The sequence below is a fragment of the Sphingorhabdus wooponensis genome, assembly GCF_003933235.1.
Taxonomy (GTDB): Bacteria; Pseudomonadota; Alphaproteobacteria; order Sphingomonadales; family Sphingomonadaceae; genus Sphingorhabdus_B; species Sphingorhabdus_B wooponensis.
Window position 1 is genome coordinate 1,114,717 of the sequence record NZ_RWJI01000001.1, and the last position, 18,829, is coordinate 1,133,545.

Annotated in this window: 17 protein-coding genes; 13 read left to right on the forward strand and 4 right to left on the reverse strand. The window is 54.6% G+C overall.

Features of this window, described 5'->3' with window-relative positions; genetic code table 11:
* Positions 1 to 5 precede the first annotated feature (5 nt).
* On the reverse strand, positions 6 to 1,616 hold the full coding sequence (gene nusA / locus D7D48_RS05545; RefSeq protein ID WP_125230339.1) for a transcription termination factor NusA: 1,611 nt from the start codon (positions 1,614 to 1,616) through the stop codon (positions 6 to 8).
* Positions 1,617 to 1,619: 3 nt separating this feature from the next.
* Positions 1,620 to 2,180 carry a ribosome maturation protein RimP gene (gene rimP / locus D7D48_RS05550; RefSeq protein WP_125230340.1) on the reverse strand — a complete coding sequence of 187 codons (561 nt, stop codon included), beginning with the start codon at positions 2,178 to 2,180 and terminating at the stop codon, positions 1,620 to 1,622.
* 187 nt (positions 2,181 to 2,367) lie between these two features.
* Between rimP and D7D48_RS05555 the strand changes: the two genes are divergently transcribed.
* Entirely contained in the window at positions 2,368 to 3,501 is a 1,134-nt protein-coding gene (locus tag D7D48_RS05555; protein WP_221738624.1) for a PQQ-dependent sugar dehydrogenase, read from the forward strand.
* 19 nt (positions 3,502 to 3,520) lie between these two features.
* Here the strand turns inward: D7D48_RS05555 and D7D48_RS05560 are convergent, their stop codons facing one another.
* A complete protein-coding gene (locus D7D48_RS05560) occupies positions 3,521 to 4,366 on the reverse strand; it encodes a DUF1499 domain-containing protein (RefSeq protein WP_185739787.1) in 846 nt (281 codons plus the stop codon).
* 170 nt (positions 4,367 to 4,536) lie between these two features.
* Here D7D48_RS05560 and D7D48_RS05565 point away from each other — a divergent pair, with 170 nt between their 5' ends.
* The 4 genes from D7D48_RS05565 to D7D48_RS05580 are packed head-to-tail and all read left to right on the forward strand — an operon-like array spanning position 4,537 to position 7,404.
* Positions 4,537 to 5,016 carry a GNAT family N-acetyltransferase gene (locus D7D48_RS05565; protein ID WP_125230343.1) on the forward strand — a complete coding sequence of 160 codons (480 nt, stop codon included), beginning with the start codon at positions 4,537 to 4,539 and terminating at the stop codon, positions 5,014 to 5,016.
* Between the two features lie 38 nt (positions 5,017 to 5,054).
* Positions 5,055 to 5,606 carry a DUF1285 domain-containing protein gene (locus D7D48_RS05570; protein WP_125230344.1) on the forward strand — a complete coding sequence of 184 codons (552 nt, stop codon included), beginning with the start codon at positions 5,055 to 5,057 and terminating at the stop codon, positions 5,604 to 5,606.
* Positions 5,603 to 6,175 (forward strand): CoA pyrophosphatase, encoded by a 573-nt coding sequence (locus D7D48_RS05575; RefSeq protein ID WP_125230345.1) that lies wholly within the window; start codon positions 5,603 to 5,605, stop codon positions 6,173 to 6,175. Before D7D48_RS05570 ends, D7D48_RS05575 begins: the two co-directional genes overlap by 4 nt.
* Positions 6,106 to 7,404 carry a CCA tRNA nucleotidyltransferase gene (locus D7D48_RS05580; RefSeq protein ID WP_342769816.1) on the forward strand — a complete coding sequence of 433 codons (1,299 nt, stop codon included), beginning with the start codon at positions 6,106 to 6,108 and terminating at the stop codon, positions 7,402 to 7,404. The genes D7D48_RS05575 and D7D48_RS05580 overlap by 70 nt, the downstream gene beginning before the upstream one ends.
* On the opposite strand, the gene parC is transcribed toward D7D48_RS05580, so the two are convergent.
* Positions 7,392 to 9,716, reverse strand: a complete 2,325-nt coding sequence (parC, locus tag D7D48_RS05585; RefSeq protein WP_125230346.1) for a DNA topoisomerase IV subunit A — start codon at positions 9,714 to 9,716, stop codon at positions 7,392 to 7,394. The two genes, D7D48_RS05580 and parC, sit on opposite strands and share 13 nt — an antisense overlap.
* 231 nt (positions 9,717 to 9,947) lie before the next feature.
* Here parC and D7D48_RS05590 point away from each other — a divergent pair, with 231 nt between their 5' ends.
* The 8 genes from D7D48_RS05590 to accD all read left to right on the forward strand — a co-directional run bounded on the left by D7D48_RS05590 (position 9,948) and on the right by accD (position 18,804).
* The gene (locus tag D7D48_RS05590; RefSeq protein ID WP_125230347.1) at positions 9,948 to 12,605 is read left to right on the forward strand and encodes a TonB-dependent receptor plug domain-containing protein; all 2,658 of its coding nucleotides are present in this window, start codon (positions 9,948 to 9,950) and stop codon (positions 12,603 to 12,605) included.
* Positions 12,606 to 12,736: 131 nt separating this feature from the next.
* Positions 12,737 to 14,047, forward strand: coding sequence for an adenylosuccinate lyase (gene purB / locus D7D48_RS05595; RefSeq protein ID WP_125230348.1), 1,311 nt, complete (start codon positions 12,737 to 12,739; stop codon positions 14,045 to 14,047).
* Positions 14,048 to 14,149: 102 nt separating this feature from the next.
* Positions 14,150 to 14,449 carry a hypothetical protein gene (locus D7D48_RS05600; protein WP_125230349.1) on the forward strand — a complete coding sequence of 100 codons (300 nt, stop codon included), beginning with the start codon at positions 14,150 to 14,152 and terminating at the stop codon, positions 14,447 to 14,449.
* Positions 14,446 to 15,120 carry an orotidine-5'-phosphate decarboxylase gene (pyrF, locus tag D7D48_RS05605; RefSeq protein ID WP_125230350.1) on the forward strand — a complete coding sequence of 225 codons (675 nt, stop codon included), beginning with the start codon at positions 14,446 to 14,448 and terminating at the stop codon, positions 15,118 to 15,120. Before D7D48_RS05600 ends, pyrF begins: the two co-directional genes overlap by 4 nt.
* Positions 15,121 to 15,194: 74 nt before the next feature.
* Positions 15,195 to 15,836: a phosphoribosylanthranilate isomerase gene (locus tag D7D48_RS05610; RefSeq protein WP_125230351.1), complete on the forward strand. Its 642-nt coding sequence runs from the start codon at positions 15,195 to 15,197 to the stop codon at positions 15,834 to 15,836.
* Complete coding sequence (gene trpB / locus D7D48_RS05615) at positions 15,823 to 17,064, forward strand: tryptophan synthase subunit beta (protein WP_125230352.1); 1,242 nt, start codon at positions 15,823 to 15,825, stop codon at positions 17,062 to 17,064. The genes D7D48_RS05610 and trpB overlap by 14 nt, the downstream gene beginning before the upstream one ends.
* A gap of 97 nt (positions 17,065 to 17,161) precedes the next feature.
* On the forward strand, positions 17,162 to 17,947 hold the full coding sequence (trpA, locus tag D7D48_RS05620) for a tryptophan synthase subunit alpha (protein WP_125230353.1): 786 nt from the start codon (positions 17,162 to 17,164) through the stop codon (positions 17,945 to 17,947).
* 2 nt (positions 17,948 to 17,949) lie between these two features.
* Positions 17,950 to 18,804, forward strand: coding sequence for an acetyl-CoA carboxylase, carboxyltransferase subunit beta (accD, locus tag D7D48_RS05625; protein WP_125230354.1), 855 nt, complete (start codon positions 17,950 to 17,952; stop codon positions 18,802 to 18,804).
* Positions 18,805 to 18,829 lie beyond the last annotated feature (25 nt).

Genomic DNA, 18,829 nt, shown 5'->3' on the forward strand with positions numbered 1-18,829 from the left:
GGTTCTCATTGAGAGTCGTCCGCTGCAACCGCGTCCTCCTCTTCGAACCAATGTGCGCGAGCAGCCATGATGATTTCATTACCCTGCTCTTCAGACAGACCAAAGGTCGCCAATATGCCTGCCTTGTCTTCCGTACGGTTACGCCGCACTTCGCGATCGCTCCGTTCGTTGCGACGTGGCTCGCGTGCCTTCTGAATCAGTTCATCGGTGGCAAGGTCCGCCAAATCGTCGAGCGTCTTGATGCCGGCCTTACCCAAAACGACCAACATCGCTTCGGTCAATATCGGCAGTTCTGCGACAGCATCTTCCACACCAAGCGCGCGGCGCTCGGTCCGGTTCACTTCTTCGCGACGTTCCAGCGCTTCTTGTGCGCGGCTCTGCAATTCTTCGGCCAAACCGTCGTCAAAGCCTTCGATGGCAGCGATTTCAGCGGAGTCGACATAAGCGACTTCTTCCAATTCGCTAAAGCCTTCCGCGACCAGCAATTGCGCAAGTGTTTCGTCGACGTCCAGCTCTTGCTGGAACATTTCGGAACGCTCGACAAATTCCTTCTGCCGTTTCTCGCTCGATTCCGCTTCGGTCATAATGTCGATGCCACGGCCCGTAAGCTGCGATGCCAAACGGACATTCTGTCCACGACGGCCAATGGCAAGGCTCAACTGATCGTCCGGAACGACAACTTCGATACGGCCCTCCTCTTCGTCGATGACGACGCGGCTGACCGTTGCGGGCTGCAGAGCGTTCACGATGAACGTCGCGGTATCTTCCGACCATGGAATGATGTCGATTTTTTCGCCCTGCATTTCCTGCACGACGGCCTGAACACGGCTACCCTTCATACCGACGCATGCGCCAACGGGGTCAATGCTGCTGTCATAGCTGATGACGCCAATCTTGGCGCGGCTTCCTGGGTCGCGCGCAGCTGCCTTGATTTCGATGACACCGTCATAGATTTCGGGCACTTCTTGCGCGAACAATTTCTTCATGAAATCCGGATGCGCACGGCTCAACAGTATCTGTGGCCCGCGATTTTCGCGCTGAACCTTCATGATAAGTGCACGGACGCGGTCGCCACTGCGCACAACTTCACGCGGGATTTGTTGGTCACGGCGAATAACACCTTCTGCGCGGCCAAGGTCCACGACGACATGTCCGAATTCAACGGACTTCACAACGCCCGTGATAATTTCGCCAGTACGGTCCTTAAATTCTTCAAACTGGCGCTCACGCTCTGCATCGCGCACCTTTTGGAAGATGACTTGCTTAGCGGACTGCGCATCAATACGGCCCAAATCCACAGCAGGAAGCGGATCGACGATGAAATCGCCGACAACAGCGCCCTTTTGTAACTTGTCCGCCTGCTTCAGGTCGACTTGCTTGAAATAATCTTCGACATTTTCAACGACCTCTACGACGCGCCACAGACGCAAGTCACCAGTTTGGGTGTCCAGCTTCGCGCGAATGTCGTTTTCGGCACCATAACGTGCCCTTGCCGCACGCTGGATAGCTTCTTCAAGCGCTTCGATAACAATCGACTTGTCGATCATCTTTTCGCTGGCGACCGCGTTGGCGATTGCGAGCAACTCAGCCTTGTTGGCGGCAATACTACTGGCCATGTTTTAGTCTTCCTGTGCTTCGTCGTGAATGGGTTCCGCCTCTACTTCGTCGGCACCATCGCTATTGATGGGGGCAGTCGACGCAATGAGGCGGTCTGTCAAGAGCAGCTTGGCATGGCCAAGTGCGGAAAATGAAAAGGTTAAACGCCCTGCCTTGCGGTCATCGACATGAATATTTTCACCATCGACACCAGCAAGATCACCGCGAATATTTTTGCGGCCATCCATAGGCTCGCTCAGTTCAATCTTGGCTTCATGCCCTACCCAATCGGAAAAGTCGGCAAGACGCGTCAACGGCCGGTCAATTCCGGGCGAGCTAACTTCAAGGCGATAGGCCTCAACGATTGGATCAAGTTCGTCAAACAAATCGGAAATGCGGTGCGAGAGCGCCGCACAATCATCAATATTCAGTTGCCGTGTCTCTGGACGCTCGGCCATAACTTGCAAGGTCGGCTCGTCGCTACCCTGCGCGCCATTGGAAAACCACGCCACGCGCACCAAGGCGAAGCCAAGCGCTTCCGCCTCAGGCGCAATCAAACTGCTTAGTTTATCCAGATCAGGCAAAATCAGACTTTCTTATTCGACATGCAATAACGTTCCGCGCCGGCCCCAGTGGCGCCAGCCCTTCCAAGTTCTCACAATGTAAGGATGATGGCCGTATAGCCCCGTAAACTTTCATATGCAAGTGTCTTGCACATCACGCCTTCACCTACCAATTGGGTAAGGTAGTTATAAAATGGAGCTTTGGATCATGTCAAAATTGTCTTTTCTGATGGGCGCATCCTTTCTGGCCGCCGCCTGCCAGTCTTCGGTCAGTGACGCCGCCCCCGCAGACACCAGCTCTGTGCCATTTGATGTTGCGGTGGTTGCCGATTTCGAAGAGCCTTGGGCCATGACATTCGTCCCGGGGACGCCTTATGCGCTCGTGACGGAGAAAAAAGGCAAGCTCAAGCTGTGGCAGAATGAAGGCGCTGTTGTTGACGTCGAAGGCGTTCCGGCCGTTGCTTATGGCGGTCAAGGTGGACTTGGTGATGTGATCCTCCACCCCGACTTTGCCAAAAACAAATTGGTCTATCTCAGCTTTGCAGAGGCCGGCGAAGGTGGTTTTGGCGCAGCAGTGGTCCGTGGAAAGCTGGACCTCACAACCGCAAAGCCGATGCTGACCGACGTCCAAATCATCTGGCGTCAGGAACCAAAGGTTTCAGGGCAAGGCCATTATGGCCATCGCCTCGCCTTCGGTCCGGACGGTATGCTGTATATCAGCAGCGGCGAACGGCAGAAGTTCGACCCCGCGCAGGATCTCAACCAAAATCTTGGCAAGATTGTGCGCTTAACCGATAGTGGCATGGTCCCATCGGACAATCCCTTCTACGGCCAAGGCAGCGTAAAGTCGCAAATCTGGTCTTACGGACATCGCAACCCCCTGGGCATTGCTTTTGACGCAAAGGGCCGTTTATGGAACCAAGAAATGGGCCCTGCCGGTGGCGATGAGTTAAACCTTGTCAAAAAGGCCGCCAATTACGGTTATCCAACCGTGTCCAATGGTGACCATTATGATGGCAGGAACATTCCCGACCATGCAGCAGGTGACGGTTTTGAAGCACCCAAAGTTACATGGAACCCCGCAATTTCACCCGGCGGCCTTATGATTTATTCTGGCGACATGTTTAAGGCTTGGAAAGGCAGCGCGTTTATCGGCGGCCTTGGCGCAAAGGCGTTGGTCCACGTGAAGCTGGACGGCGAAAATGCAACGAAGGCAGACCAATGGAACATGGGCGCGCGTATCCGCGAAGTCGAACAGGGCCCCGATGGCGCTATCTGGCTATTGGAAGATGAACGCGCTGGCTCACAGGGCCGCTTATTGAAGCTGACCCCGAAGAAATAAAGATCTTCGCGGCGGCGCCTTACTGCGCCGCCGTCACTGTCCCCGTTAAATCAGCCAAAAATGACCGGACGCGCTTGGCGTTCATGCCCAAGTCGCTCTGCCCAACTCGGCTGACAGAGCGCATATCGACAATGCTGCCCTCGCCCGTATCCGACGGACGGACGCGCAGCACGACATCATCCTTGAACTGGAAAAATGCGCTGGTTTCAGTTGCTTCCAAACGCCCTTCTTCGGGCGACGAGATAGCCACATTCCAACCACGGGTTTTGGCTAAACGCTCTGCTTTGGCAATGACCGTTGGCACCGGTGCGTCAACACGCACCGAGCGGATGTCGCCATAAGCTTTTTGATGCACCATCGCCCAACGTTGTTCTGGCGTCAGTCCGCGCATCTTCGCATCGTCAGCACCCGGAACATTGTCAGTATTATCGGCACGCAATTGTAATGTTTGGAAAGCTGGCGGATCGGCAAGATCAGTCGATACATCGTGGATCGCAGGGACAGTGAGCGCCTTGACAAGGAACGTTCCGACCCAACCGACATAGACCAAAGCAACCAGCATCCCAACCCAGCGCCGCGCGCGCAATGGCGGGGTGGTGGATTTACGAATGCGCCACTCTTGCACCAACCCAATCAAAATGGCCAATATGCCTAAAAGGAAAGCGGCAGCGACACCCTTCAGCCCCGATGTATAGGCCCAAAAACCCCAACCTGTGCCAACCGCCGCAACCGTGCCCCAGACCAAAGCGCCAAGGCCCGCAATCAAAACCAAATAGCCCCAAATATCTTTTTGGGCACTTGGTTGCGCCGAAGCTAGTGTTGATGTTGCGTCTGGTGCCGCATGGGGCGCTTGCTGATCGGTCAAATTCTCTCTCCTGCATGACGAAACCATCTAAGTGGCACATGCTAATGGATGTTCCGTCGAAAGGCAATTTGCGGCGGTTTAATTGTAAGCGAAAACATATTCGATTGGACAAATAACCTCTGCAATGACAGGGAACGCCGTTATTGTGTCCCTCATTCCGGCAAGTTTATATGCATAAAACGCCCCTCTCACGCATATCTGCAGAAGCGTTGAACGCTTTGCTTGATGATGCGTTTGGAACGGACAGGCATATGCGTACAGCCTATTTACTGCGCAAAGGCATGGCGGCCATCGACCATCTGTCCTTTGGCATTTTGGAAAATAGTGCGCTTCTGGCAAGCATTCAGTGTTGGCCGGTGCGCGTGGATCATGCCGATTTGATCTTGGTCGGGCCAGTCGCCGTTGCCAGTCATCGCCAGAATGAAGGCCTTGGAACACAATTGATGCAATTGATGCTGAACGCCGTAACACCTCAGGATGCGCCAATGGTGATGATAGGTGATCCTGAATATTATGGCCGTTTCGGTTTTGAGGCTGAGGGCACATCTGGCTGGACCTTGCCGGGCCCTTGGGAACCACGGCGTTTGCTTCTGCGCAATAATGATAGGGTTGCGTTGCCAACGCACGGCATGCTCGGGCCAAATGACTAAGCTTTGACGATTGGCCTGATTGGACCTATCGCGTTTCTATGCCTTATGAAGCACCCGATCTAGCAAAGCTGACGCTATCCGATATTGCGGACCTTGTTGCGGCGCGAAAATTGCCACCAGTGGAAAGCTGGGAACCCGCAAATACGGGCGATAGCGAAATGCGGATCGCGTCGGACGGTACATGGTTTCATCAGGGTGGAGAAATTACGCGCCCCGCCATGATCCGCGCCTTTTCCAGTCTCTTGCGCCGCGACGCCAACGGCCAATATTGGTTAGTGACGCCGCAACAAAAGCTGTCAATCATCGTCGACGACGTTCCATTTATCGCGGTAGAATTGCAAAGTGAGGGCGAAGGAGCAGAACGCAGCTTGGCATTCCGGCTGAACAGCGACGACCTGATTTTCGCTGATGCCAATCACGCCATCGAAATGCGCGGCGGTATGTTATATGTGCATGTGCGCGGCGGTATGTACGCAAAACTTGCACGCCCCGTTTATTACGAACTCGCAGATTTGGCGCTTTCGGAAAATCCCGATAGCCCCAGCATCTGGAGCAGAGGCGCGCAATTCAAGCTGGATTCATCTGCATGAACTGGCGGCAACGGCTGCAAACGGCGCTTGATCCTGCGCTAAGTATAGAAATTGAGGACGAACGGCACTTTGCCGTTGGTACCCACCGCGCGGCCGCCGTGCTCATCCCCATAACCAATCGGGCAGAACCTGGCGTCATCTTGACCCAGCGCCCCACATGGCTGCGAAGCCATGCGGGCCAAGTAGCCTTTCCTGGAGGCAAGGTCGATGACAGCGACGAAAATGCAATCGCGGCGGCCCTAAGGGAGGCGCATGAAGAATTGAACATTCCGCCCGCGACAGTTGAAGTCATCGGTGTAGCGGATACCTATTTTTCGGGCAGTGGCTACAGCATCGCGCCCGTTGTTGGCATTATCCCACCGGACCTTGCGCTTCAGCCCAATCCCGAAGAAGTCGATGCTTTTTTCGAAGTGCCGCTTGCCTTCTTGCTTGACCCTGCCAATTCGGTGCGAAAAGAGGCGGCTTGGAATGGGCAGCAACGCAATTATTATGACATGCAATGGGGCGAACGACGAATATGGGGCGTAACGGCGGGGATCATCGCCAATCTCGTGCGGCGGATGGCGTGATGCCGGTGCAATTGCCCGACGCCGAATGGCAGCATAATCATGGCCTAAAAAGCGTCTTGGCTGCGCTCGACGATGTTTATGGCGGCCCACGTTATGTCGGTGGCGCGGTGCGCGACACGCTGCTGGGTTTGCCGGTATCTGACATTGATATCGCAACGGCCTTATTACCAGATGACGTGATCAACCGTTTGGAAGCAGCTGGTATCAAGGCCATACCCACAGGCGTTGAACATGGCACGGTTACGGCGGCCTTAGCAGGCAAAAATTACGAAATCACAACATTGCGGCGCGATGTTGCAACCGATGGTCGGCGCGCCACGGTGGCCTTTTCCACCGATTGGCAGGAAGACGCAGCGCGCCGCGACTTCACAATCAACGCTTTATATGTCGATCCCCAAAGCGGGGAAGTCTTCGACTATTTTGATGGACTGAGCGATCTCGAAGCGCGCAGACTGCGGTTCATTGGCGATGCCAACCAACGGATCGCTGAGGATTTCTTGCGCATATTGCGCTATTTCCGCTTCCTTGCCCGATATGGCGGCGGACAGATTGATGCAGGCGCCATTGAAGCATGCGCAAATGGCGCGCATGGGCTGACAGCCTTGTCGCGCGAACGCATAGCGCAGGAGCTGTCTCGCATATTAGGATTGAAAAATCCGGTCGCGTCGGTTGACCTCATGATCCAAAACGGCATCTTTACGCCCTTTTTGCCTGAACTGTCCAAAAGCGCGGCTGATCATTTGAAACAACTCGTGCAGCGCGAAGCACAATTTAAGCAGCCCGTTTCACTGCCGGCGCGCTTTCTGGCGCTATTAACCCGTGACATTGTTGCCACTGATAAGGTTGCGGCGCGGTTGAAACTGTCCAACAAAATGCGCGAGGGCTTTGGCCATAGGTTGCGCGCAGGCGTCCCAACCCCTTTTAATGTTCGAGCCATCGCTTATGGGGCCGATATCGACACTGCGCGCGATGCCGCGATGCTATATGCTGTCGATGAGGATGTGCCGGAATGTCTCGCGCAGCTGGAGCAATGGGACATTCCTACGCTTTCGATCAAGGGCGGCGAATTGATCAGCATGGGTTTACCGCCCGGTCCGCTCGTGGCAAAAACGCTGCAAGCCATCGACGCGGCGTGGATAGAACAGGACTTCCCAGATACCGCACGCCAGCGCGAGATAGCAGTGCAAATGGTCAACGCGGCTTTAGCCGTGGATAATCAATCAAATTGATTGTTACGCGGAAAACCCTGCGGCGGTAATCGGCCAGCGGCGCCCCGCGCGACACGCCATAATGACATGTCATTCTCCGTCCGCATCCGTCCGCTGTCGCCGCCCATGGTCCAACTCAGCCCCTCGCTCATGCGGAAACACACCGCATCTGCAAGCCCACCGTCCTTATAACGTTGCAAAGTTACGCCCTGCCCTTTGGACATTTCGGGGATCTCGGTCATCGGGAAAACGACTAATTTTCGGTTATCGCCCACTACGGCAACATATTGATCGCGCAATACCGCTTCATCCGAAGTTTCCGGCGGCGCTAGGCGGACGACCTTTAAGCGCGTGCCAGGCTTCAATGTAACAACGCCGCGTCCTTTGCGTGTCTCGGCGATAACCTCACTAATGCGCGCAATGAAACCTTTTCCAGTAGTGGCAGCCAGCAACATCCGGCCATCGGCAACCGCTGGGAAAACGGCCACAATATCGTTACCCGCTTCAATGTCGATCATCGTACTCACAGGTTCACCGAACCCGCGCGCACCGGGAAGTTTATCCGCACCCAAGGTGTAAAAACGGCCATTCGCTGTAGCGATAAGGATCTTGTCTGTCGTTTGGGCATGGAAGGCGAAAGCGGGGCCGTCCCCTTCTTTGAACTTGAAGTCCGCGCGCGCAGACAGATCGGCATGGCCCTTCATCGCCTTGATCCAGCCGCGCTTTGACATGATGACGGTCACGGGCTCGCGCTCCACAAACGCCTCAAGCGAAATCTCGCGCGCTTGCCCTGCTTCTTCCAAGCTTGTCCGGCGGCGACCAAGCGCCGTTTCTTCGGCGTAATTTTTACGCAGTGCCGACAGGTCTTTCTTCAACCGCTTCTTTTGGAGCGCTGGACTGTCGATCAACTTTACAAGATCTTCCCGCTCAGCCTCTAACGCCTCAAGCTCGCGTCGCAGCTCCATTTCCTCAAGCCTGCGCAACGACCGCAAACGCATGTTCAAAATGGCCTCTGCCTGACGGTCATTCAAATCGAATTCCGCCATCATGACGGGCTTGGGCTCGTCCTCCGTGCGGATAATCTCGATAATGCGGTCAAGATTAAGGAAGGCAATGATATAGCCCTGAAGCAACTCCAGCCGCGCGTCGATCTTCTCAAGCCGATGCTGGGATTTACGCACGAGCACTTCAATCTGGTGTCGCAACCAATGCAGCAGGACTTCGCCCAAGCCCATAACCTTGGGCGTGCGGTCGGAATCCAACACGTTCATATTCAAAGAGAAGCGCGTTTCCAAATCGGTAAGGCGGAACAAGGCGTTCTTCAGATCTTCGGGGTCAACATTGCGGCTTTTCGGTACAAGCACAATGCGGACATGCTCGTCGCTTTCATCGCGAATGTCATCGAGAATGGGCAACTTCTTATCGGCAATAAGCTGTGCGATTTGTTCAATCAGCTTGCCCTTTTGCACTTGATAGGGAATTTCAGACACGACCAACTGCCATGTCCCACCGGGTAGTTTTTCAACGCCTGTCGGTTCCCAGGCGCTGTCATCCTGCCAACCGTTTGAGAAACGTGCGCGTACGCGCATCGCGCCTCGACCGGAGGCATAGGCCGCGCTGATCACTGATGGGCTATCGACTAACACACCACCTGTTGCAAAATCGGGGCCACGCACGATTTCCATCAATTGGTCATGGCTGGTCTGCGGATTGTCAATCAACAGCATCGCCGCATCGATAATCTCGGCGGCATTATGCGATGGTATGCTTGTCGCCATGCCCACGGCAATCCCGCTGGCTCCATTGGCGAGCAAATTCGGGAACAGGCCAGGCATGACCTCTGGCTCTTCATCCTCGCCATTATAGGTTGGCCGAAAATCAGTCGCGTTTTCGTCGAGCCCGTTCATTAACTCAATGGCTGTGCGCGTCAGCCGCGCTTCGGTATAGCGGTAAGCAGCAGCATTATCGCCGTCGATATTGCCGAAATTCCCTTGTCCATCGACCAACGGATAGCGCAGTGAGAACGTCTGCGCGAGGCGGACCATGGCGTCATACACTGACTGGTCGCCATGCGGATGATATTTACCGATTACATCACCGACAACGCGCGCACATTTCTTATATCCGCTAGCCGGATCAAGCTTCAACAGGCGCATCGCCCATAATAAACGGCGATGCACTGGCTTAAGCCCGTCACGCAAATCCGGCAAAGAACGCGCCGTGATCGTCGACATGGCGTAGATCAGATACCGTTCCGACAAAGCCGCATCAAACGGCGCATCGACTATCGCATCAAATGGATCTTCTGCTGGAGCATCAACAATATCAGACATGAAATAGCCGATAGCGGTCCAACCCGCCCTCGCAAAGCAACGATTTCAGCAATCCACAGCTAAATGCAAATTTTCGATTATAAGTGCGTTGCCACAATTATAAGTGCGTTGCCACAAAGCCACACATCCATAGTAAAATATTTCATTTTTACGACTTTACTGGAACTTAAGGCGTCAAAGTGCAAGATTCATGACTGTAAAACTTATTTACGCGTAGAATGGGGATTTTAAATGAAGACGCATAAGCTCATTTCAGCACTGGCAATGACGGTTTCGACCACTGCCCTTTTTGTTGCCGCGGCAAACCCTGCCTTTGCTCAAGACAGCGCTCCACAAGATGCTGCTGCCGAAGAAGCAACTGGTTTAGATGCCATTATCGTCACCGGCACACGCCGCACTGACCGAACCGTTGCCGACAGCACAGTGCCTGTTGATATTATTTCGGCTGACGCCTTGTTGAACAGCGGCCAAACCGAAACCAACAAATTGCTTAACCAACTTGTGCCATCGTTCAACTTCCCACAGCCTTCGCTGACGGATGGAACCGACTCACTGCGTCCTGCAACATTGCGCGGTCTTGCACCTGATCAGGTTCTGGTACTGATTAACGGCAAGCGCCGTCACCAATCGGCTCTCGTCAACTTGAACGGTTCTGTGGGCCGTGGGTCAACAGCAGTCGACCTCAACACCATTCCGCCATTGGCGATTGAACGCCTTGAAGTGCTGCGCGATGGTGCTGCGTCGCAATATGGTTCTGATGCTATTGCGGGCGTTATCAACGTCCAATTGAAAAAAGGCATGGGCGGCCGCGCGCAGGCGACATTTGGCAAATATATCACCAAAATGGAAGATGTCGGCCAGGTCGACACTGTCGCGCTCACGACGACTAATCTTACAATCAACCCAGCCACCAACGCCATTACGGGCGGTGATAATCCTGCCATAACCTACACGGGTGAAGATCGTAAACGTCGGGATGGCGACACATATACCTTTGCGTCCAACTTTGGCTTGCCATTGGGCCAAAGCGGATATGTGAACCTGACAGCGGAATATAAGGACCGCTCGCCCACGAACCGTTCCGGTCCGGATATCCGCCGTAACTATTTCGCTGCGGGCGACCCACGCGAGGCAACATTCAACCGTTATGCCCATCGTTATGGTGATGGCGTATCCAAAGACCTGAACTTCTTCGTGAACGCGGGTTATGAATTCTCCGATACGGCCGAATTTTATACCTTCGGCAGTTATGGCGTACGCGACGGTAATGGCGCCGGTTTCTATCGTCGCTCTGCCGACGCGCGTAACCGCGACTTTGCGGCATCGACCACGGCATTCGTACCTATCTATGCAGACGGCTTCTTGCCGTTGATTGCAAGTAAGATCGTCGACATTTCTGCTGCGGCGGGCCTTCGTGGCACGACTGGCGGATGGGACTATGACCTCTCGGCTGTCTACGGATCTAACCGCTTGGATTATACGATTGAGAACACCGTCAACACCTCGCTTGGCGGTATCGCAAGTGCCCGTCGTTTTGATTCAGGCGGACTGCGCTCGGGGCAGACCTCGATTAACCTCGATATGCGCCGCGACTTGGACATCGGTATCGGCAAGAGCGTTTCTTTCGCTTTTGGTGGCGAATATCGGAACGAAAACTACAAAATTGTTGCTGGCGAACTGCAGAGCTACGTCAACGGTCCGTTTTCAGCAGCACCATTCAATGCCGCTGGCGGTGCACAGGTGTTCCCAGGCTTCCGTCCGGCCAACGAAACCGATGTTTCACGTGACAGCTTTGCTGGCTACGCTGAAGTGGACGCGGACCTCACCGACCAGTTGACACTTCAATTGGCCGGTCGTTACGAGCATTTTAGTGATTTTGGTGACACCATCAATGGTAAAGCTGCCGCGCGTTATGAAGTAATCGACGGCGTTGCTTTGCGTGGTTCCGTTTCAACCGGATTCCGCGCCCCAAGTCTTGCCCAGCAGTCCTATGCCGCAACATCAACGAACAATGTAGGCGGCGTTTTGATTGAAATTGGAACATTCCCTGTCTCATCGCCTGTGGCTATCGCTTTGGGTGCACAGCCACTTAAGCCTGAAAAATCGGTCAATCTGGGTGCGGGTGTTACATTCACACCAATTAGCGGGCTGAGCATTACGGCGGATTACTATAACATTCAGATTAACGACCGCATCACGCTTACGGAAAACCTTCAGGGTACTGATGTTCTAGCGTTACTGACCTCAGCAGGCGTCACTGGCGTCAGTTCCGCACGTTTCTTCATCAATGGTATCGATACCAAGACCACCGGCCTTGATATCGTCGCCAGCTACCGCGTACCCGAATTCGGTCTCGGCCAGTTCCGGGTGAGCGTTGGCTATAACTTGAATGATACCAAAATCACCGATCGCCGGGTATTTTCTGGCTTCACCGCACAACGCCTTTTCGCACGTCAGGAAAGCTATCGCCTCACCGACGGCCAACCAAAGAACAAGTTGAACGTTGGTCTGGATTGGGATTATGACAACTTCGGTATGACGCTGCGCACCAACCGTTATGGTGAAGTGTTCTTGCCGAGCGGTTTCACTACTGTGACGGGAACAAACCCAACAAGCGATATCACAAAAGCGCCGGGTACTGTTCCAGGCGACATCTTCTTGTCGCCAAAATGGGTCACAGATCTCGAGTTCCGTTTTAAACCTGTTGAGTCAGTATCAGTCGCCTTTGGCGCAAACAACCTGCTCGACACATATCCAGACCGTCTGCCTTTTGGTACGGTGAATGGCGTGAACTATGGCTTTAACAACGCGTTCTTGCCTTACAGCTCGCAATCGCCATTCGGTTTCAGCGGACGGTTTGTTTACGGTCGTGTGTCGATCGATTTCTAAATCTTTCATAAAGTGAATAAGCAGGGCGCGGCGTAAAACCCGCGCCCTTCTTTTTTGTCAGGCGTTTTGACGCCAAACCTTACGCCTGCTAACGGAACCACGACTCCCGATATCAGCCGAAAGCGTTTCTTATGATCCCACGTTATTCCCGCCCCGACATGGTCAAGATTTGGGAGCCGGAGAACCGTTTCCGCATTTGGTTCGAAATTGAAGCGCACGCCACGGACGCATTGGCCCAACGCGGCGTTGTGCCCGCATCCGCCGCCCAAGCCCTTTGGAAATGGTGGGAGACAAATCCAGCTATCGACGTTGCAGCTATTGACGCGATCGAAGCAGTGACAAAGCATGACGTTATCGCCTTCCTGACATGGGTTGCCGAACAGGTAGGCGAAGAAGCCCGCTTCATGCATCAGGGGATGACGTCCTCCGATGTGCTCGACACCTGCCTAGCCGTCCAATTGACGCAAGCGACTGACTTGTTGCTTGCGGATATGGATGCACTACTGGCCGCCATCAAAACCCGCGCGATGGAGCATAAGTTCACGCCGACCATTGGCCGCAGCCATGGCATCCATGCTGAGCCCGTCACATTTGGTATGAAGCTGGCGCAAGCTTATGCCGAATTTGCCCGCGGTCGCGAACGTCTGGTTGCGGCCCGTGCCGAAATCGCCACCTGCGCGATTTCCGGCGCTGTGGGTACCTTTGCAAATATCGATCCTGAAGTTGAGGCGCATGTTGCCGCGAAGCTTGGTCTTGCAGTTGAGCCAGTCTCGACCCAAGTCATCCCGCGCGACCGTCACGCCATGTATTTTGCGACTCTGGGTGTCATCGCCTCCTCAATTGAGCGTCTGGCAACAGAAGTGCGTCATTTACAGCGTACAGAAGTCCTAGAGGCGGAGGAATATTTCTCGCCAGGTCAAAAGGGCAGCTCGGCAATGCCGCACAAACGCAACCCGGTGTTGACCGAAAACCTGACGGGCCTTGCCCGCATGGTGCGTGGCTATGTCACACCCGCGCTCGAAAATGTCGCTTTATGGCATGAACGCGACATCAGCCATTCGAGCGTTGAACGTTATATCGGCCCCGATGCGACCATTACGCTCGATTTCGCGCTGGGCCGCCTGACGGGTGTTGTCGACAAGTTGCTGATCTACCCAGAGCGGATGCAAAAGAATCTCGACCGTATGGGCGGGCTTGTCCATTCGCAGCGCGTGCTGTTGGCACTGACGCAGGCCGGCATTAGCCGTGAGGACAGCTACCGCATCGTGCAGCGCAATGCGATGAAGGTTTGGGAGTCGGATGGAGCAGAGTCCTTGATGGAACTGCTTAAAGTTGACCCAGAGGTAACCGCAAAAATGACAGCGTCAGAAATCGAAGATCGGTTCAATCTTGATTATCATTTCAAGCACATCGATACAATTTTTGACCGCGTATTTGGTTAATCGCGCATTCCTTGTTTGAAGCACATGAGAGGAAAAGACGCTACCCCCTACCCAAGAGGGTAAAGTTTCCATAAGATGTGCATCAGAAGGAGAAGCCGCACAATGCGATTTCTAAAAATGCTGATTTGGGTCACGATCATTATCGGTTTGATTGTGTTCGCGACTAACAACTGGGCCCCTGTGTCCGTCAGCCTTTGGGGTGGCCTTCGCTTGGACACCAAATTGTCTGCTTTGGTTATTGTGGCATTCCTGCTTGGTTTTCTGCCTTTATACCTTTTGCACCGGACACAAATATGGCGCTTGAAGCGCCGCATATTGACGCTGGAGGGTAACCAGCGTGCGTCTGCTTTACCGGCGCCTGCCACGCCTCCCCCCGCTTACACTGCTGTGGATTCCATATGACCAACCCGATCTTCGTCGCCATTGACACGCCCTATCTGGAAGACGCGCTGGAACTGACCCGCCGCATCAAGGGCCAAGTTGGCGGGGTAAAGCTCGGTCTCGAATTTTTCTGCGCCAATGGGCATCATGGCGTGCATGAGGTGCAGAAATTGGGCCTACCCATTTTTTTAGACCTAAAATTACACGATATTCCCAATACCGTTGCCAAGGCAATGCAGGCAATCAACTTGCTTGAACCCGCTATTGTGACCATCCACGCCGCGGGTGGCCGCGCGATGATGGAGGATGCCAAAGCTGCTGCAGGCCTGCATACCAAAGTGGTGGCGGTCACTGTCCTTACCAGCTTAGACAATCATGATCTCAACCGTGTTGGCGTCCCCGACAGTCCAGAGCTTCAAGTTGCCCGTTTAGCCGCGCTCGCGCAGGAAGCTGGTCTTGATGGCATTGTCTGTTCGGGGCATGAAGTGAAGGCCGCGAAAACGGCATGGAAGGATGGTTTCTTTGTCGTCCCAGGCCTTCGCCCCGCTGGTGGAACCGCTGCAGACCAGAAACGCACTGTAACGCCCAGACATGCCCGTGACGATGGCGCGAGCATTTTGGTCATTGGCAGACCCATTACGAAAGCAGAGAGCCCAGACGATGCTGCAAGGGCCATTATGGGCACGCTTTAAGTCATCTGCATCCGCCATCATGCTAAACTGGTTTTGGCATGACGGGAGCGCAAGGGACGGCTATTAGGCCCGATATGAACACACAGATAAAAATCTGCGGCCTGAGTACCGAAGCCAGCATTGATGCCGCCGTCAAAGCGGGTGCATCGCATATTGGCCTCGTCCATTTCGAAAAAAGCCCGCGCCATGTTGCACTGGAACAAGCTGCTTCCCTCCGGATGCGGGCGCCGGCCTCGCTAAAGGTGGTCCTTCTTCTGGTGAATGCCGAGCTAGACCTTACAACCAAAGCAATTGAAGTGATCAAGCCCGACATCGTTCAATTTCATGGTTCCGAGAGTGCACAATGGATCCATGCCCTTAAAAACACCGTGGACATCGAAATCTGGAAGGCCTTGGGCGTTCGAGATGCTGCATCGCTCAAAACTGCTGATGAATATGACAATGCAGCCGATCTCATATTGTTTGACGCACCCGCGCAGGCTTTGCCCGGTGGCACGGGCATGCGTTTTGATTGGTCTTTGCTGACCGAGCATAAACACAAGCTTCCATGGGGCCTTGCAGGCGGACTAACCTCCGACAATGTGAAGGAGGCTTTGGCCCAGACGCGCACGCAGTTGGTCGACACATCGTCGGGCGTAGAATCGGCGCCGGGCATCAAGGATGTGGACAAGATTGCGGCCTTCTGCCAAGCGGTGCGGGACTATGACAATCACTGAACGCACCCCGAACTCCTTTCGCAACCAACCCGACGAACGCGGTCATTTTGGCCAGTTTGGCGGACGCTATGTCGCCGAAACGCTCATGCCGCTTGTGCTTGATTTGGAACGCGAATATCGCGCAGCGCAACAGGATCCAGCCTTTGCCGCGCAGTTTGATGATCTGCTGGAACATTATGTCGGCCGGCCTTCGCCGCTATATTATGCCGAGCGCCTGACTGAAGAAGTCCGAAAGAACGCGCCAGCAGGCAAAGGTGCGCAAATTTGGTTCAAGCGTGATGAATTGAACCACACGGGCGCACACAAGATCAACAATTGCATCGGTCAAATTTTGCTCGCCATTCGTATGGGCAAGACACGCATCATCGCGGAAACCGGTGCTGGCCAACATGGCGTTGCCACGGCAACCGTCTGCGCACGTTTTGGCCTGCCCTGCTTCATCTATATGGGCGCTAAGGACATTGAACGGCAACAGCCCAATGTGTTCCGTATGCGCCTTCTGGGCGCGGAGGTCATTCCCGTCACCAGCGGTGCAGGCACGTTGAAGGATGCGATGAACGAAGGACTGCGCGACTGGGTCGCCAATGTCCATGACACTTTCTACATTATTGGGACTGCTGCAGGTCCACACCCTTATCCTGAATTGGTCCGCGATTTCCAAAGCGTTATCGGCAAAGAAGCGCGCGCACAAATGCTGTCGCGCATAAATCGACTGCCCGACTTGCTTGTTGCGGCGATTGGCGGTGGTTCAAACGCCATCGGCCTGTTCCATCCCTTTTTGGATGACAAAGACGTTGCGATGCTGGGTATTGAAGCAGCGGGTCATGGCCTTAACGCCGAACATGCTGCAAGTCTTGCCGGCGGCCGCCCCGGCGTGCTGCATGGTAACAAAACCTATTTGCTGCAGGACGATGACGGCCAAATTGCCGAAGCGCATTCGATTTCAGCTGGCCTCGATTATCCAGGCATTGGCCCGGAGCATAGCTGGCTCAAGGAAATTGGCCGCGTCCGGTACGACAGCGTAACCGACACAGAGGCGCTGGCCGCATTCCAATTGCTCTGCCGCACCGAAGGGATCATTCCTGCGCTTGAGCCTGCCCACGCGATTGCCGCCGTAGAGCGCGAAGCGAAGAAAATGGACCGTGACCAGATCATATTGGCAAACCTGTGTGGACGCGGTGACAAGGACATCTTCACCGTCGCTGAGGCTTTGGGGACGACTATATGAAAACCCCAACATTCGTCATCCTGAACTTGTTTCAGGGTAACGCGATTCCGTTGATTGTTATCCCGAAACAAGTTCGGGATGACGGGAAGTTGTTTGAATGACCCGCCTCTCCGCCGCCTTTTCCAAACCTCACCCTGCGCTTGTCGCCTTCATCACCGCTGGTGATGGCGACACCGCAGCCAATCTCGACGCGCTCGTTGCTGGCGGCGCGGATGTAATCGAACTCGGGATGCCGTTCACGGACCCAATGGCCGACGGCCCAGCCATTCAAGAGGCAAATATCCGTAGCTTAAACGCGGGGACCAAGACGGCGGATATCTTCGCCCTTGCCTCCACCTTTCGCAAACGCCACCCCGACACGCCCTTGGTCCTGATGGGCTATGCCAACCCCATGACGATCCGTGGTGGTGACTGGTTTGCGTCCGAATGCAACAAAGCGGGTGTCGACGGCGTCATATGCGTCGATATTCCGCCCGAAGAAGACCCGGAGCTTGGCCCTGCGTTGCGCAATGCTGGTATTGATCTTATCCGCTTGGCAACCCCAACAACCGACGCCGCGCGCTTGCCCACGGTCCTCAACGGCGCGTCGGGTTTCCTATATTATGTCAGCGTTGCGGGCATCACCGGCCTACAAGTTGCCGCACAAACCAGCATTGATGAGGCTGTCGCGCGCTTGAAGGCGCATACCGACCTGCCTATTGCTGTGGGCTTTGGTGTGCGTACGCCAGAACAAGCCGCCAATATCGCGCGTGTCGCCGATGGTGTTGTCGTTGGCTCAGCCATTGTTGAAATAGTTGCCCAGCACGGCGCTAACGCCGCTGGTCCTGTACGCGATTATGTCGCATCCTTAAAGCAAGCCATTGTTGCCGCCAGAAAGGTCTGAACATGAATTGGGTCACCCGCGTCCGTAACGCCATTCCCTTCATCGCCAAACGCGAGACTGCTGAAACGCTATGGCACAAGTGCAAGGGATGCGAGGCAATGATTTTCCTGCGCGAGTTTGAGGAAAATCAATCCGTCTGTCCCAAATGCGATCATCATGGCCGCATTGGCCCCTCTGCCCGCTTTGACGCTTTATTCGACAATGAAAGCTATGAGATTCTCAAACCGCCGGTCGTGGGCGAAGACCCGTTGAAGTTCAGAGACACCAAAAAATATGTCGACCGGATCAAGGCTGCGCGCGCAGCCACGGGCGAGACCGACGCCATGAAAACCGCGCGCGGCAAGATTAATGACCAAATGGTCGTGGTCAGCGTGCAGGATTTCGCCTTCATGGGTGGTTCCATGGGTATGGCGGTGGGTGAGGCGTTCATCGACGCGGTTAAAGCCGCGATCCGTGCGAAATGCCCTTATGTCATTTTTACTGCGGCAGGCGGAGCGCGCATGCAGGAGGGCATATTGAGCCTGATGCAGATGCCACGTTCGACGGTAGCGATACAGATGCTGCACGATGCAGGATTGCCCTATATCGTTGTGCTGACGGACCCAACCACGGGTGGTGTCACTGCATCTTACGCCATGCTTGGAGACGTGCAAATTGCCGAACCGGGTGCGCTCATCGGTTTTGCTGGACAGCGCGTGATTGAGCAGACGATCCGTGAAAAACTCCCCGAAGGTTTCCAGCGGGCCGAATATCTGCTGGAGCATGGCATGATCGACATGGTCACCCACCGCCATGACCTGCGTGGTGTTTTGTCGCAGCTCATTGGCTATCTCGCACCGGAGAAGAAGGCGGCATAAACCAATATCGCGAAATCATATATTG